Consider the following 13,064-nt stretch of genomic DNA (forward strand, 5'->3'; position numbering starts at 1 on the left):
ATGCTGCTATAGCATACGCTCTTTTATACTTAGCTAGTGTTATATCTGTCTGTACAGTAGTAATTCTAAGAAAAATTACTCAATTAAAAAAATGAACTACTCATTTGAACTAACGAAAAAACGATAGATCAATAAACAAGAAGAGATAGCAGAATAGTTAAAGAAGAAAAAAATTCACAATAAAAATTCTAGTTATAAATGTTAGTTTAGTTTGACAATTCGTTTTTTATCGATTTATAATGTAGACATGGACAAGTTAACTATCTTTAAATCACTTTCAAATGAGGCCAGGTTACAAATTTTAGAATGGCTTAAAGACCCTTTTACTCATTTCAAACTACAAGATGGTATTGATTTAGCAGAAGTTGGGGTATGCGTTAGTCAAATAACAGAGAAGTTAAATATGACTCAATCTACTGCTTCCCAATACCTATCTACATTGCAAAAAGCTGGTTTAATTAAGGCGACGCGAATAGGCAAATGGACTTATTACAAAAGGGATGAGGAAGCCATAAAAAATTTAGGTGAATTCATTCAAACAGAACTTTAACAACAGCCAAAATTCAGTAAGAGTTTGGCTGTTGTTACACCTATCGTATCGATAATTAGTAATATGTCGATATTTTTTTAACTAAAACATATCGTTAATTCTTAATTTGTAGATTTGAAAAGCACTTAAAGATAATATGTCCTTTGTTACAAACTAAAATTATATTTAAGCGAGGTTTTAATTCATGAAAGCGTGGCAAAAGCAAGGTATTGGATTAGAAAATTTAAAATTAGTTGAAGTGAAAAAACCAACACCAGGTCCAAAACAAATTTTAATTAAAGTAAAGGCGGTATCACTGAACTTTCGTGATAAATCGATCATGGACGGCGATTATTTACCAGATTTAATGAGCAAGCCTTTCATCCCCGTATCGGATGCAGTAGGTGTTGTGGTAGGTATAGGTTCAGAAGTAACACAGTTTAAAGAGGGTGACCGTGTTGTTTCACATCTTTATACAAAATGGGTTGATGGGGCACCAAGCGAAGACTATGCTCCAACAGCAGTAGGTGGACCGAATGATGGTGGCCTAGCCGAATATATGCTGTTAGATGAATATGCCGCAGTATTAGCGCCAGCTAATTTAACAGATGAAGAAGCTTCAACATTGCCAATAGCAGCATTAACAGTGTGGTTTTCTTTAGTAGAATACGGCAAAATCAAAGCCGGTGATACAGTACTTGTTTTAGGTACAGGGGGTGTTTCCGTTTATGCGATTCAAATCGCCTCTGCATTAGGCGCACGAGTAATTGTGACAACAAGCAGTGATGCTAAAGGTGAACGAGTAAAAGAGTTAGGCGCAAAAAATGTCATCAACTATGTGAAGACACCAGATTGGGAACAAGAGGTGCTAAAACTGACAGATGGCAGAGGGGCTCAACATATTTTGGAGGTTGTCGGTGGAGATAGTATTAACCGTTCAATTGAGGCACTTGCACTCCAAGGACATATTTATATTATTGGATTTCTGAAAAGCATGATGGCGGAAGTGAATTTATTTGAATTATTAGCAAAACAAGCGCAGATCCATGGCATCTATGTCGGTCACCGCAAAGCTTTCGATGACATGAACAAAGCCTTTAATGAACTAAATATTCGTCCAGTTATTGATACAGTGTACTCATTTGATGAGGCTATTCAAGCCTACGAGCATTTGGGTCGTGGAGCTTTTGGTAAAATAGTAATCAAAGTATCCGAATAAGTAAATGGACCTTTTTATCTGACTGTTAGGGATAATGGGGCTATCTTGAAGTCATTAAATATGACTAAGGGGTAGCCCTTCTTCTGATTTTCAATAGCCTTGAATCTTAATCATTTCAACTAAAAGGTACTTTCTATCCAAAGAAAAAAGAAAAATTAAGAGATATTTGAGGCACTAATTTGTGTGCCAGAAGAATCTATAAGTTGGTACTATGGAAAGATAAGGATTAATCTAACGGAAAAACGTTAGTTCAATAATGGAGTATATATTTTTAAAACCGATTTACGATTTCTGTAGCCAAGAAAGCAAGAAAGTAGGAGGTTTAATTTATGAGAGCTCCTCTGAAGTGGATAAGAGCCCTACTAAACCTTAGGGACAATCCGTTTAATATCTTATATTGGCTACTGCTGATAGCTTTTGTATATGTTTTGGTAGGTTTTTTGGGAATGAACTGGTCATAAATCTTCCTTTAATTGAACGTATGAAGCTAACGTAGAAACGTTAGTTCAAGAAAAAAAGCAACCGATCATAAGACCGGTTGCTTTTCCTTTATCACAAATGATGGAATAATTTTTATATAGAATAACTCCATAACTAATTCCACTATAGTTTGGGTTACTATAACCGCAGCAGTTATTACGGCGTACTCGTTGGGTAATGATAAAGCCAATGGTAAGACTACCAAAGAATTTCTTGTACTTGAACTGAACACAACAGCTCGGCTTGCACCAACATCTAGTTTAAATAGTTTCGTTACCATCTTTGAAAAAATAGGCATAAAGATATGAAACAAGAGATAAATTGGTACTACTGCTAAGATCAATTGAAAGTCACTAACCACGTTTTCTATCTGAGAAGCAACTACTACCAGCAGTACTAAAGCCATGAAAGGCACCGGAAGCCATGTAGTGAACTGAAGAACACCTTTTCCTTTCAATCCTCGTTTAGCCCATACTTGAGTTAATATTGCAAGTAGGAGTGGAAGTGCAATTAGAAACAAGAATGCTTCTAGGAAAGGTTCAACCTTTACGATCTGTGCTGTATCTTCACCCATAAACAACCATAGATAAAATGGAAGTAATATCATTTGTAACACAAAAAGTATCGGTGTAGCTGCAAGCATAAGTTTTTCATTTCCACGTCCAAGCTTAGTAAATACAATCACGTAATCAATACAAGGAGTCAATAAAACTAAGTGAATTCCTAGAAGTACATAAGGTGATTGAGGGAATATCATAGTTAAAATCCATACAATGATCGGAACGACAATAAAGTTTGACACCAATAATCCTATTATGAATTTAACATTTGACAATGATTTTTTTAATTCAAGAAAAGGAATTTGTGCAAACATAGTGTATAACAGTATAGCAATGAATGGAGAAATCGCAACTTCAAGTGAAGAACCAAATTGAGGAAGATAGACCCCTGTTAGTCCACCTACAATTAACGTTACAGCGTATATCCATATCTGTTTGTTCTCTAAATTTTCTCTTGTAATCAAAATGGTGCTCCCCTTTTTTTAAGGTAAATTGTAGCATACAAAGAAAGATAAACGAATGAATTACTCAAAACCTTGGTTTCGTAACATTCAGTTCAAAATCTTGTTCACCTTGATCAAGGATAGCAAAAACTGATCTATTTTTTATTGAATTACCGGAAAATAATAGTTTTAAAAAAATCAGCCGCTAACAATCGGCTGATTTTTGGCAGGTTAATACTTTAATTACAAAAAAACAACTCTTTCAAATGTTTGAACTGAACCCCGAATGGTAGACACTTTTAAAAAAAGTGGACTCGATTCGGGGTTTTTCTATTCTCTTTCTAGAAAAGTCCCGTTATACTAACATTACAATTTTAGAACGGAGTATTTTTTATGAGTAAGATTATCTTTAATGAACATCAACAGAGACAACTAGAAGCCAATCCAAACGTTGAAATCGTGACCGACCGCACGATTCAATATACCCCTGACTTCAAACTACAGGCGGTTAAACAAAACCAATCTGGTAAAGGACCCGTAGAAATCTTCACAGAAGCTGGCTTCGATTTGAAGGTGATTGGTATAAAGAAAGCACAAAGCGCCTTAGCTCGTTGGCGTAGAACCTTCCATACCTATGGAGAAAATGGTTTTTTAGAGGAACGCCGAGGAAAAGCGAGTAAGGGACGCCCTAAGAAAGAAAATGCCTCTGCTGAGAAGAAATTAGCTCAAGCGGAAGCACGAATTCGTCTGTTAGAGGCAGAATTGACCCTACTAAAAAAGCTAGACGAGTTGGAAAGGCAGGCGAAGAAGAATCGTCGTTAACAGCCCGAGAGAAATACCAAGTCATCAATGAGACGATTCGGCTGTATCAATTGAAGAATATGGTCCGTTACTTATGTGAAGTAGCTAAAGTGAGTCCGAGCGGCTATTATAAATGGCTTCGAAGTAGCGGAAAACAAGCCCTCCGTGAGGAATCTGATTATCAGGATTACGTCTTTCTAAAAGAGATTTATGATCAGTTCAACGGAAAAATCGGCTATCGTGGTTTGTATATGGAAGTCGCCGAAAAAGCTGGTCAGCCTATGAATCACAAGAAAATCTTGCGTTTAATGCGCAAGTTTCACTTCTTCGCGAAAGTACGAAGAGCGAACCCTTACCGAACATTGACCAAAGCCACGGAAGCTCACCGTCAGGTACCAAACCATTTGAACCGTCAGTTTAATCAGAAGGAACCTGGGAAAGTCTTCTTGACGGACATCACCTACCTACAAATTGGTGGTGGCAAAACGGCTTATTTATCTTGTGTGAAAGATGTGGCGACACGAGAAATTGTCGCTTATGAACTCTCAGCGAGTTTACGAATGGAGATTGTCTATCGAACATTAAGGAAGTTAGAAGATTTTACTCGGAATCGATTGCATCCAGAAGCGATGATTCATTCCGATCAAGGATTTCACTACACCCATCCAGAGTACCAGTCTCAAGTGAAGAGAATGGGATTCCTACAATCCATGTCACGAAAAGGGAACTGCTTAGATAACGCACCAATGGAATCTTTCTTTGGACATATGAAAGACGAAGTTCCTTATAAACAGGCAACCAATATAGGAGAATTAAAACAAATGATTGATGATTACATGGATCACTATAACAACACAAGAAAGCAATGGACATTAAAAAGGATGACTCCGGCAGCATACCGAAGTCATCTCATTGCCGCTTAAATACGAACGTATCCTTTTTTTAAAACTGTCTACTTTATAGGGTTCAGTTCAGTTCTTTGTCTACTTATCTTCTTTTTTCACTTTTAAAAGTCTTAAACTGTTTAGAGTCACGATCAAAGTTGCTCCCATATCCGCAAGAATTGCAAGCCATAGAGTTAGCCATCCAGGTACAATAAGCACTAATGCTAACAACTTAATTCCTAAGGAAAACGCTACGTTTTGTTTGATAATCGCAAGAGTTTTCTTGCTTAAACGAATTGTGTAGGGGAGTTTTCTCAAGTCGTCAGCCATTAATGCAATATCGGCTGTCTCAAGTGCAGTATCCGTACCTGCGCCGCCCATGGCAATACCTACAGTAGAAGCGGCAAGTGCAGGTGCATCATTTACTCCGTCACCAACCATTGCTACGTGTGAATAGCTTTCCCGAAGTTTCTTAATGTAATTTAGCTTGTCTTGGGGTAACAACTCTGCTTTGACTTCGGCTACGCCCAACTGGCTTCCAATTGCATTAGCCGTTGCTTGGTTATCTCCAGTAAGCATAACTGTCTTTTTAACCCCGATAGAATGCAGTTCTTCAATAACCGATTTACTGGAATCGCGTACCGCGTCGGCCACTGCAATCAAGGCAATTACTTCTTGTTGTGTGCCTAGTACCATAACAGTTTTCCCTTGAGTCTGCAGCGTGCTGATTCGCTCGCGTTTCGTATCTATAGATTTAGAGTGTAGTTCCTCAAATAGTTTAGGACTTCCAATAAAGTATAGCTGGCCACCAATGGAAGCTTTTACACCCTTACCTGTAATGGATTGAAAGTCATCAACTGAGTGCGATAGGTCAGCACCTAATTTTTCCGCTTTCCGAACAATTGCAGATGCAAGCGGATGTTGTGAACCTTTTTCAATCAAAGCAGCAATCGAAAGTACTTCACTTTCATTCTGCCCGTTAAATACGGCGATATCTGTTACTTCTGGAAACCCTTTTGTTAAGGTGCCAGTTTTGTCAAAAGCTACAGCTGAAATGCGTCCGGCTTCTTCCAGATGAATACCACCTTTGATCAGAACACCATTCTTTGCAGCGTTGCCGATTGCGGTGACAATTGAAATAGGAGTAGAAATAACCAAAGCACAAGGACATCCTACTACAAGAAGCGATAAACCACGATATATCCAATCTCCCCAGTCAGCACCAAAGAGTGGTGGGACGATGGCGATACCGATGGCGAGCACCATTATTGCAGGTGTGTAATACTTAGCGAAACGGTCCACAAACGCTTGTGAAGGAGCTCGTTCGGCTTGTGCTTCTTCTACAAGGTGAATAATCTTAGAAATAGTAGTATCTTCAACTCGTTTGGTAACTCTGATTTCAAGTAAGCCTTCTTCATTTAGGGTACCTGCAAATACTTCATCATCGATAGTTTTTGTAACAGGAACCGATTCGCCCGTGATTGCCGCTTGATTCAGCGTCGAAGTACCTTTAATGACAATGCCATCCATAGCCAGTTTTTGTCCTGGCTTAACGATCATTACATCTCCAACCTGAATATCATCAACATTCACCATTTTTTCAGAAGAACCACGTCGAATTAAAGCTTCTTTAGGCGCAATGTTCATAAGGGATCGAATAGATTGACGTGCTTTTTGCATCGAGTAGCGTTCTAGAGTCTCGCTTATTGCAAAGAGGACTACAACGACTGCACCTTCGCCCCATTCACCGATAGCAGCAGCCCCAATTATAGCTACTGTCATGAGTGTGTTCATGTCAAACTGCAAACGAAATAGATTCTTAATCCCCTTTTTGAATAAATTATAACCGCCAATAATAATTGCCGCGCTAAATGTTAAAGCAGGAATTAACTCCTCTTCTCCATAGCGAGAAGCGAGAAAATAGCCAGCAGCCATAAACAAAATAGAAAGAATTAAGTTCCAGTTTTCTTTCCAAAAAGGTTCCTTTTTTTCAATAATTCTTTGTCTTTCAGGAGAAATTTTTAAGTTTTCAAATGAACCAGCCTTTTCTAACTCTTCCACGGTGGCATTTCCATAAACGGTTATTTTGGCTGCACCAAAGTTTACCTTTGCATCTGATACGCCAGGAAGATTTTTTACATTATTCTCAAACATACCTGCACAATTTGTACAAGTAAAACCCTGTACACGGTAAACTTGTTTTTCATTGATTTTTTCCTCATGTTGTTGCATGACTCATCAACTCCTTGTATGCATTGAGGCTAATTGAACTAGTTGACGTACATGATCATCTTCTAATGAATAGAAAACTAACTTTCCTTCTTTTCGGTATTTTGCTAAACCAAGTTGCTTTAGTATTCGCAGATGATGCGATGCAGTAGCCAATGAGGACCCAGTAATATTTGCCACGTCACATACGCAAAGTTCTTCTTCACATAAAGAAAATACAATCTTCAATCGTGTTTCATCTGCGAGAGCCTTAAACATTTTTGACATTATCTGAATGTTTTGTTGTTGTAGAGCATGTTGTACTTTACGTACTCTTGTTTCGTCATAACAATAAATCTCACAGCTATCTTTCATGGTACCCCTCCATTAATCAAATGATTGTTTGATTATTATGAGCTTATCATATTATGATTATTCAATCAAACGATCATTTGATTGTTAGAAAATAGTTAAGGGAGGATAACAAAATGTACGATGTATTAGTAATAGGTGCTGGTCAAGCTGGTTTGGCTACTGGTTATTATCTCAAACAGGCCGGTTTAAGATTTTTGATTGTGGAAGCAGCAAACTCAATTGGGGATTCATGGCGACATCGTTACGACTCTCTACACCTTTTTACACCCAGGATATATGATGAATTGCCAGGAATGGAAATGGAAGGAGAGAGGAACGGGCTACCTAGTAAAGATGAGATAGCGGATTATCTTGAGTCTTACGCGAATAACATCGATCTCCCGATCAAATTAAAATGTCCTGCCAAGCGACTTTGGAAAGAAGGGGAAATTTTTAAAATAGAAACATCGGAAGGTACTATTGAGGCACATAACATTATTGTTTCAACTGGTCCTTTCCAGGTTCCAAATATCCCGAAATTTTCTAAACTAATATCAAGAAATGTTACACAGTTGCACTCTTCTGAATATCTTAATCCAAGCCAATTAAGAGAAGGAAACACACTAGTTGTCGGTGGTGGAAACTCTGGTACACAAATAGCAACAGAGATAGCTCAGGATCAAAAGGAAACTAGACCCGTTTACATATCGGTAGCTCGTAATATCTCATTCAAGCCCTTGTATATCTTGAATCAAAGTATTTTTTGGTATTTTGAAACACTAGGGTTTCTTCGCGCAAGCACGCAAGGTCCATTTGGAAGATGGCTGAAAAAGCAGCCCGAGCAAGTATACGGATATGAATTAAAAAAACTAGCTAAAAAAGGAAAAGTGAAGATCTATCCTCGTGCATTGAATGCGAAAAGAGATATAATTATTTTTGAAGATGGAACTGATATTGAAGTGAAAAATATAATATGGGCCACAGGTTTTAAGCGGAACGACGAGTGGATTGACATTCAAGGAGCATTTGATTCACATGGTCAAATTAAGCATTATTCAGGCATGTCTCCGATTAGAGGGTTGTATTATGTCGGGCTCCCTTGGCAAAGTTCTAGGGGTTCAGCTTTATTGGGTTGGGTAAAATATGATGCTCAAAAAATTGTAAGCCATATAAATGTTATAAAATAATATGTTCAACTGATGGGAAACATTAGTTCAGTGAGAAGACAGCTGATTAAAGTGATCAGCTGTTTTTTACTAACGTGTAAGTTCTTAATTAAATGTTAGATGATAAGAGTAGGTGGAAAATTATCAAACCCTTTCTTATCCTTACAGGAAGCCTTGTTCTTCAGGAACATATATGGTTTAGACGCTATGATCTTAAAATATACAACTGAAAAATTCCGCACATAAAATACTTGCAAACTGCAAATAATTAATTTATATTATAATTAACATTTGTAACTTACAAGTATTTCACAACAGCTTATTACGGAAGAGGTGATTTATAATGGATCAAAATTTAAGAGAGCTTTTCCAAGTCTTTAGTCGACGTTTTGGCTTTTTAAATAAAAACTGTTGTCAGGCTGGTGGCCACGATATTTCTCTTGTTCAAAGTCATATTTTATATGAGATTGATCGTCAGCATGAGCCCTCTATGCAACAAGTGGCGGAAACATTAGGAACAGATATCACTACTTTTAGCAGACAAGTACAAACGTTAATTAAAATAAATTTAGTTTCTAAAACACCTGATCCAAAGGATCGAAGAATTTTTATTTTATCACTTACAGAAGAAGGAAAAGAAGTTGCTGAAAATATAGATGGGCAAATGAATCAATATTTGGATGATGTTTTCGCGAATATGAGTCAAGAAGAACAAGAGATGGTTGTACATTCTATTCAATTACTGAACAAAAATATGGAGAAAACCACGAAGTGTTGTACTACCCCTTTAGGGTAATACAATTCAAATAAATACTTGCAATTTGCAACTATATAGGAGTGTAGACATGATTAAAGAAATAATTAGCGAATTTTTTATCATCGCCTTTGAACTATTGGCGCTTTTCGTAGGTATATCATTTGTAGTTAACTTGCTTCAAGGTATTATACCTTACGACAAAATCAACAAATATCTTTCAGGAAAAAACACCTTTTTAGGGGTATTGGCAGCCCTTGTCTTTGCCTTTGTTACACCATTTTGTTCTTGTTCTACCATACCGGTAGTCGTGAACCTATTAAATAAAAAAGTGCGTTTTGGGATTGTCATGGTGTTCTTATTTTCATCTCCTTTATTAGATCCAACTATTATTACACTGATGGCTGCGATGCTTGGTATAAAAGTCGCTATAACATACACCATTATTACTGCCATCTTCTCAGCCCTTGTTGGACTGTTGCTAGAAAAATTCGGTTTTGAAGCAGCAGTAAAAAAAGTGAACATGACTGGATATAAGGAAGGTGAGATGAAATTTAGCTTTAAGGCTGCTGTCACAGAAACGCTAAATCTTATGAAGACCGTTTATCCGTATCTTCTTATTGGTGCTGCAATTGGAGCATTTATTCATGAAGCGGTACCGACAGAATTTATTAGCACATATTTAGGAGGAGATAAGTGGTGGCTTGTTCCAATTGCAGCTGTCATTGGAATTCCATTATATGTGCGTATTGAAACGATGATCCCATTATCTAAAATACTGATCGCAAAAGGAATGGCTTTTCCTCCTGTGATGGCATTGATGATAGGGTCAGTTGGAGCAAGTATTCCAGAAGTAGCATTATTAAATTCCATTTTCCATAAACGATTGGTCGTTGCTTTTGTAGCTTCTGTTATTACGATGGCTACGTTATCAGGATTCTTATTCTACATTATTTAAAGGAGGTGAATCTAATCATGTTTAACTTGTTTAAGAAATCAAAGAAAAACGACGATTGCTGCAGTGTGAAAATTGAAGAGGTAAAAGAGGAAAAGCAATCTTGTTGTAACATAAAAATCGAAGAAGTAAAAGATGAAAAGGATACAGATCTTTCTTCGGATAGCTGCTGCAAGACTACACCTTCATCCTCTAATTAATACAAAAAACAAGGCTCAATATTAGCAGAGCCTTGTTTTTTTATATTCTTTCTTAATTTAAATTTTCAGGGATCATTTTCTCTACAATAACACAGTCAATCCACTGATCTTCTAATTTAGCGTGTTTTTCATAAATACCGACTTCTCTGAATCCACATCGTTCGCACAGTTTTCGGCTTCCCTTATTAAAAGTGAAAATACGAGAAAGTAGTTTCCAGTAACCAGCTTCCTTGGAGACGTTTAATAGCTGGAGTAGGAGGGTGTAACCTACATTTTGTTTTCTAAAATCTTTATGTACATATACTGAAAACTCCCCAATGCCTTGATAACATTCCCTAGAACGATAACTAGATACGGATGCCCAGCCTATAATCTGATGATTTAGTTCTGCTACGAGGATAGGAAATCTTTCACCTTGTGATTGAATCCACTCCATTCGATCTTCTAGCGTTTTAGGGATTGTTTCAAAGGTTGCATTTTTCTCTACGACGAGGGAGTAATTATAAATCTCCATAATTTCTTGTGCGTCTTTTTCAATCGCTGGGCGGACTTGTATTTTCATTTTTTGAACCTCCATCTAGATTCATACTACTAATATAAAACAAAAGCTCATCAAAGTTAGTTTGATGAGCTTAGTTCTTAGTAAAATTATTGATCCAGTGTTTCGCTCCAGTCATGAACGGAGGAACCCTCTAAAAACCTTTCACAGTCCATGGCAGCCATACATCCGGAACCTGCTGCTGTAATAGCTTGACGGTACTTGGAGTCTTGTACATCACCGCAGGCAAACACGCCGGGAATATTGGTTTCTGTCGTTCCTGGATTAACAACAATGTATCCAAGAGGGTCGGTAGTGATCTGCTCACCTAAAAATGAGATGTTTGGATTATGCCCTATAGCTATAAATAAACCGTCAGCTTCGATTATTTCTTCTTGTCCGGTTTCATTATTACGGACCTTTAATCCTCGAATCCCCATGTCTTGGGGAAGTACTTCAATCGGTGTTCGATTTAAAGCAAATGTGATTTTTGAATTTGATTTTGCACGGTCTTGCATAATTTTAGATGCTCTTAATTCATCCCGGCGATGGACTAGTACGACTTCAGAAGCAAAACGAGTTAAGAAGCTAGCTTCTTCCATAGCAGAGTCTCCACCGCCTACTACGATGATTTTCTTATTGCGGAAAAAGAATCCGTCGCAAGTAGCGCAGGTACTAACGCCTCGACCCACATATTCTTGTTCATTAGGAATATCAAGATATCTAGCTGACGCTCCAGTGGAGATAATAACGGATTCTGCCTCAATCTCATCTTGACCTTCAATTTTGATTTTAAATGGTCGTTTGCTAAAGTCCACTTCACTAACGAATCCGGATTTGAACTGAGCGCCAAAACGTTCTGCTTGTTTTCGCATGTTATCCATAAGTTCCGGTCCCATAATTCCATCAGGAAATCCTGGGAAGTTTTCAATTTCGGTAGTCGTGGTTAGCTGGCCTCCAGGCTGAAGTCCTTCAATAACAAGCGGATTCATATTCGCACGAGCCAAATAAATGGCCGCTGTGTATCCTGCTGGTCCTGTCCCAATAATAACTGATTTATACATAAGAATCCTCCTTATAGGGCATATTAGATTAACACTTCGTTTGATTGGTATTAGGTTTTGTGAAGATGCAGCACAATTCCGGAGATAAGATCTTATTGACTTCACTTTCATTTATCCGATAATAACTCCAGGTACCTCTTGTTTCTTTCAGTATAAAGCCGGCATCATGAAGGATCTTAAGGTGATAGGAGAGTTTGGACTGAGGTATATCCATTTTTTCTACCAAATCGCAAACGCAAACTTCTTCATATTGGCAAAGCTCACTCATAATGAGCAGTCTCTTCTGATCAGCTAAGGCTTTAAATTTGGACTCATAGTCAGCCAACATTGCGACATCTGTTGTCATGAGGAATAAACTCCTTTATAAATCAAATAATTTTGATTAATGAAATCCTAACACAGAGAGGCTTTAGTTTCAATACATCAAGATTATTTGATAAATGGATTGATGTTATGTATGATGGAGGCAAAAAGATAATAATTGACCGTACGAAAGGGGTGAAGATCATGAGTGAGGTATTAGCTGCATCTGATTTATCTCTCGTAGCAGATCGTTTAAAACTTTTAGGAGATAAAACGAGGCTTACAATGTTACTGCTTTTAAAAGATCGGGAATGGTGTGTTTGTGAGTTCGTTGATATTTTTGAAATGTCTCAGCCGGCGGTGAGCCAGCATATTAGGAAATTAAGGTCGCTGGATCTTGTAAAAGAGTCGAGACGAAGTCAGTGGATCTATTATTCGCTTCATGTCGAAGACAAACCGTATATTCAGGCAGTTCTGGAGAGTTTACCTGGTGCTCAGCAAATTCTAAAAGACCTTAATAAGCGGGATTTAAAGTCTTCTTGTTGCGTGGAAAAATAAAAAAAGTGGGTTGTTTATATAAGCATATGCTTATATAATGATCACTGA

14 protein-coding genes are annotated in these 13,064 nt (G+C 37.6%); 8 read left to right on the plus strand and 6 right to left on the minus strand.

Going from position 1 to position 13,064, the window contains the following annotated elements; genetic code table 11:
- Positions 1-247 precede the first annotated feature (247 nt).
- A complete protein-coding gene (locus PV403_RS00005; protein ID WP_332083220.1) occupies positions 248-550 on the plus strand; it encodes an ArsR/SmtB family transcription factor in 303 nt (100 codons plus the stop codon).
- Positions 551-734: 184 nt separating this feature from the next.
- Complete coding sequence (locus tag PV403_RS00010) at positions 735-1,748, plus strand: zinc-dependent alcohol dehydrogenase family protein (protein ID WP_332083221.1); 1,014 nt, start codon at positions 735-737, stop codon at positions 1,746-1,748.
- A gap of 526 nt (positions 1,749-2,274) precedes the next feature.
- On the opposite strand, the gene PV403_RS00015 is transcribed toward PV403_RS00010, so the two are convergent.
- The gene (locus tag PV403_RS00015; protein ID WP_160037152.1) at positions 2,275-3,255 is read right to left on the minus strand and encodes an arsenic resistance protein; all 981 of its coding nucleotides are present in this window, start codon (positions 3,253-3,255) and stop codon (positions 2,275-2,277) included.
- A 369-nt stretch (positions 3,256-3,624) separates the two neighbouring features.
- On the opposite strand from PV403_RS00015, the gene PV403_RS00020 reads away from it, so the two are divergent.
- Positions 3,625-4,955, plus strand: a protein-coding gene (locus PV403_RS00020) for an IS3 family transposase (RefSeq protein ID WP_332083222.1) whose coding sequence is annotated in 2 segments (ribosomal slippage) — positions 3,625-4,003 and positions 4,003-4,955 — 1,332 coding nt in all. Because the reading frame shifts where the segments join, the coding sequence is not laid out codon by codon here.
- 60 nt (positions 4,956-5,015) lie between these two features.
- Here the strand turns inward: PV403_RS00020 and PV403_RS00025 are convergent.
- Both PV403_RS00025 and PV403_RS00030 read right to left on the minus strand, forming a co-directional pair.
- A complete protein-coding gene (locus tag PV403_RS00025) occupies positions 5,016-7,148 on the minus strand; it encodes a heavy metal translocating P-type ATPase (protein WP_160037143.1) in 2,133 nt (710 codons plus the stop codon).
- Between the two features lie 6 nt (positions 7,149-7,154).
- On the minus strand, positions 7,155-7,499 hold the full coding sequence (locus PV403_RS00030) for an ArsR/SmtB family transcription factor (RefSeq protein ID WP_160037144.1): 345 nt from the start codon (positions 7,497-7,499) through the stop codon (positions 7,155-7,157).
- Between the two features lie 113 nt (positions 7,500-7,612).
- Here PV403_RS00030 and PV403_RS00035 point away from each other — a divergent pair, with 113 nt between their 5' ends.
- The 4 genes from PV403_RS00035 to PV403_RS00050 all read left to right on the plus strand — a co-directional run bounded on the left by PV403_RS00035 (position 7,613) and on the right by PV403_RS00050 (position 10,553).
- Positions 7,613-8,665 carry a flavin-containing monooxygenase gene (locus tag PV403_RS00035; RefSeq protein WP_160037145.1) on the plus strand — a complete coding sequence of 351 codons (1,053 nt, stop codon included), beginning with the start codon at positions 7,613-7,615 and terminating at the stop codon, positions 8,663-8,665.
- 322 nt (positions 8,666-8,987) lie between these two features.
- On the plus strand, positions 8,988-9,440 hold the full coding sequence (locus PV403_RS00040) for a MarR family winged helix-turn-helix transcriptional regulator (RefSeq protein WP_160037146.1): 453 nt from the start codon (positions 8,988-8,990) through the stop codon (positions 9,438-9,440).
- Between the two features lie 49 nt (positions 9,441-9,489).
- Positions 9,490-10,356, plus strand: coding sequence for a permease (locus tag PV403_RS00045; protein WP_191804712.1), 867 nt, complete (start codon positions 9,490-9,492; stop codon positions 10,354-10,356).
- 17 nt (positions 10,357-10,373) lie between these two features.
- A complete protein-coding gene (locus tag PV403_RS00050; RefSeq protein WP_160037148.1) occupies positions 10,374-10,553 on the plus strand; it encodes a hypothetical protein in 180 nt (59 codons plus the stop codon).
- A 52-nt stretch (positions 10,554-10,605) separates the two neighbouring features.
- Here the strand turns inward: PV403_RS00050 and PV403_RS00055 are convergent, their stop codons facing one another.
- The 3 genes from PV403_RS00055 to PV403_RS00065 all read right to left on the minus strand — a co-directional run bounded on the left by PV403_RS00055 (position 10,606) and on the right by PV403_RS00065 (position 12,501).
- Entirely contained in the window at positions 10,606-11,115 is a 510-nt protein-coding gene (locus PV403_RS00055) for an arsinothricin resistance N-acetyltransferase ArsN1 family A (protein ID WP_201450771.1), read from the minus strand.
- Positions 11,116-11,201: 86 nt separating this feature from the next.
- Positions 11,202-12,155 (minus strand): thioredoxin-disulfide reductase, encoded by a 954-nt coding sequence (gene trxB, locus PV403_RS00060; protein ID WP_160037150.1) that lies wholly within the window; start codon positions 12,153-12,155, stop codon positions 11,202-11,204.
- Positions 12,156-12,183: 28 nt separating this feature from the next.
- Positions 12,184-12,501 carry an ArsR/SmtB family transcription factor gene (locus PV403_RS00065; protein ID WP_374705808.1) on the minus strand — a complete coding sequence of 106 codons (318 nt, stop codon included), beginning with the start codon at positions 12,499-12,501 and terminating at the stop codon, positions 12,184-12,186.
- Positions 12,502-12,662: 161 nt separating this feature from the next.
- Between PV403_RS00065 and PV403_RS00070 the strand changes: the two genes are divergently transcribed.
- Positions 12,663-13,016: an ArsR/SmtB family transcription factor gene (locus tag PV403_RS00070; protein ID WP_191804713.1), complete on the plus strand. Its 354-nt coding sequence runs from the start codon at positions 12,663-12,665 to the stop codon at positions 13,014-13,016.
- The last annotated feature ends 48 nt before the right edge of the window (positions 13,017-13,064 follow it).

The organism is Paenibacillus sp. GYB006 (assembly GCF_036577645.1).
Taxonomy (GTDB): domain Bacteria; phylum Bacillota; class Bacilli; order Paenibacillales; family Paenibacillaceae; genus Paenibacillus.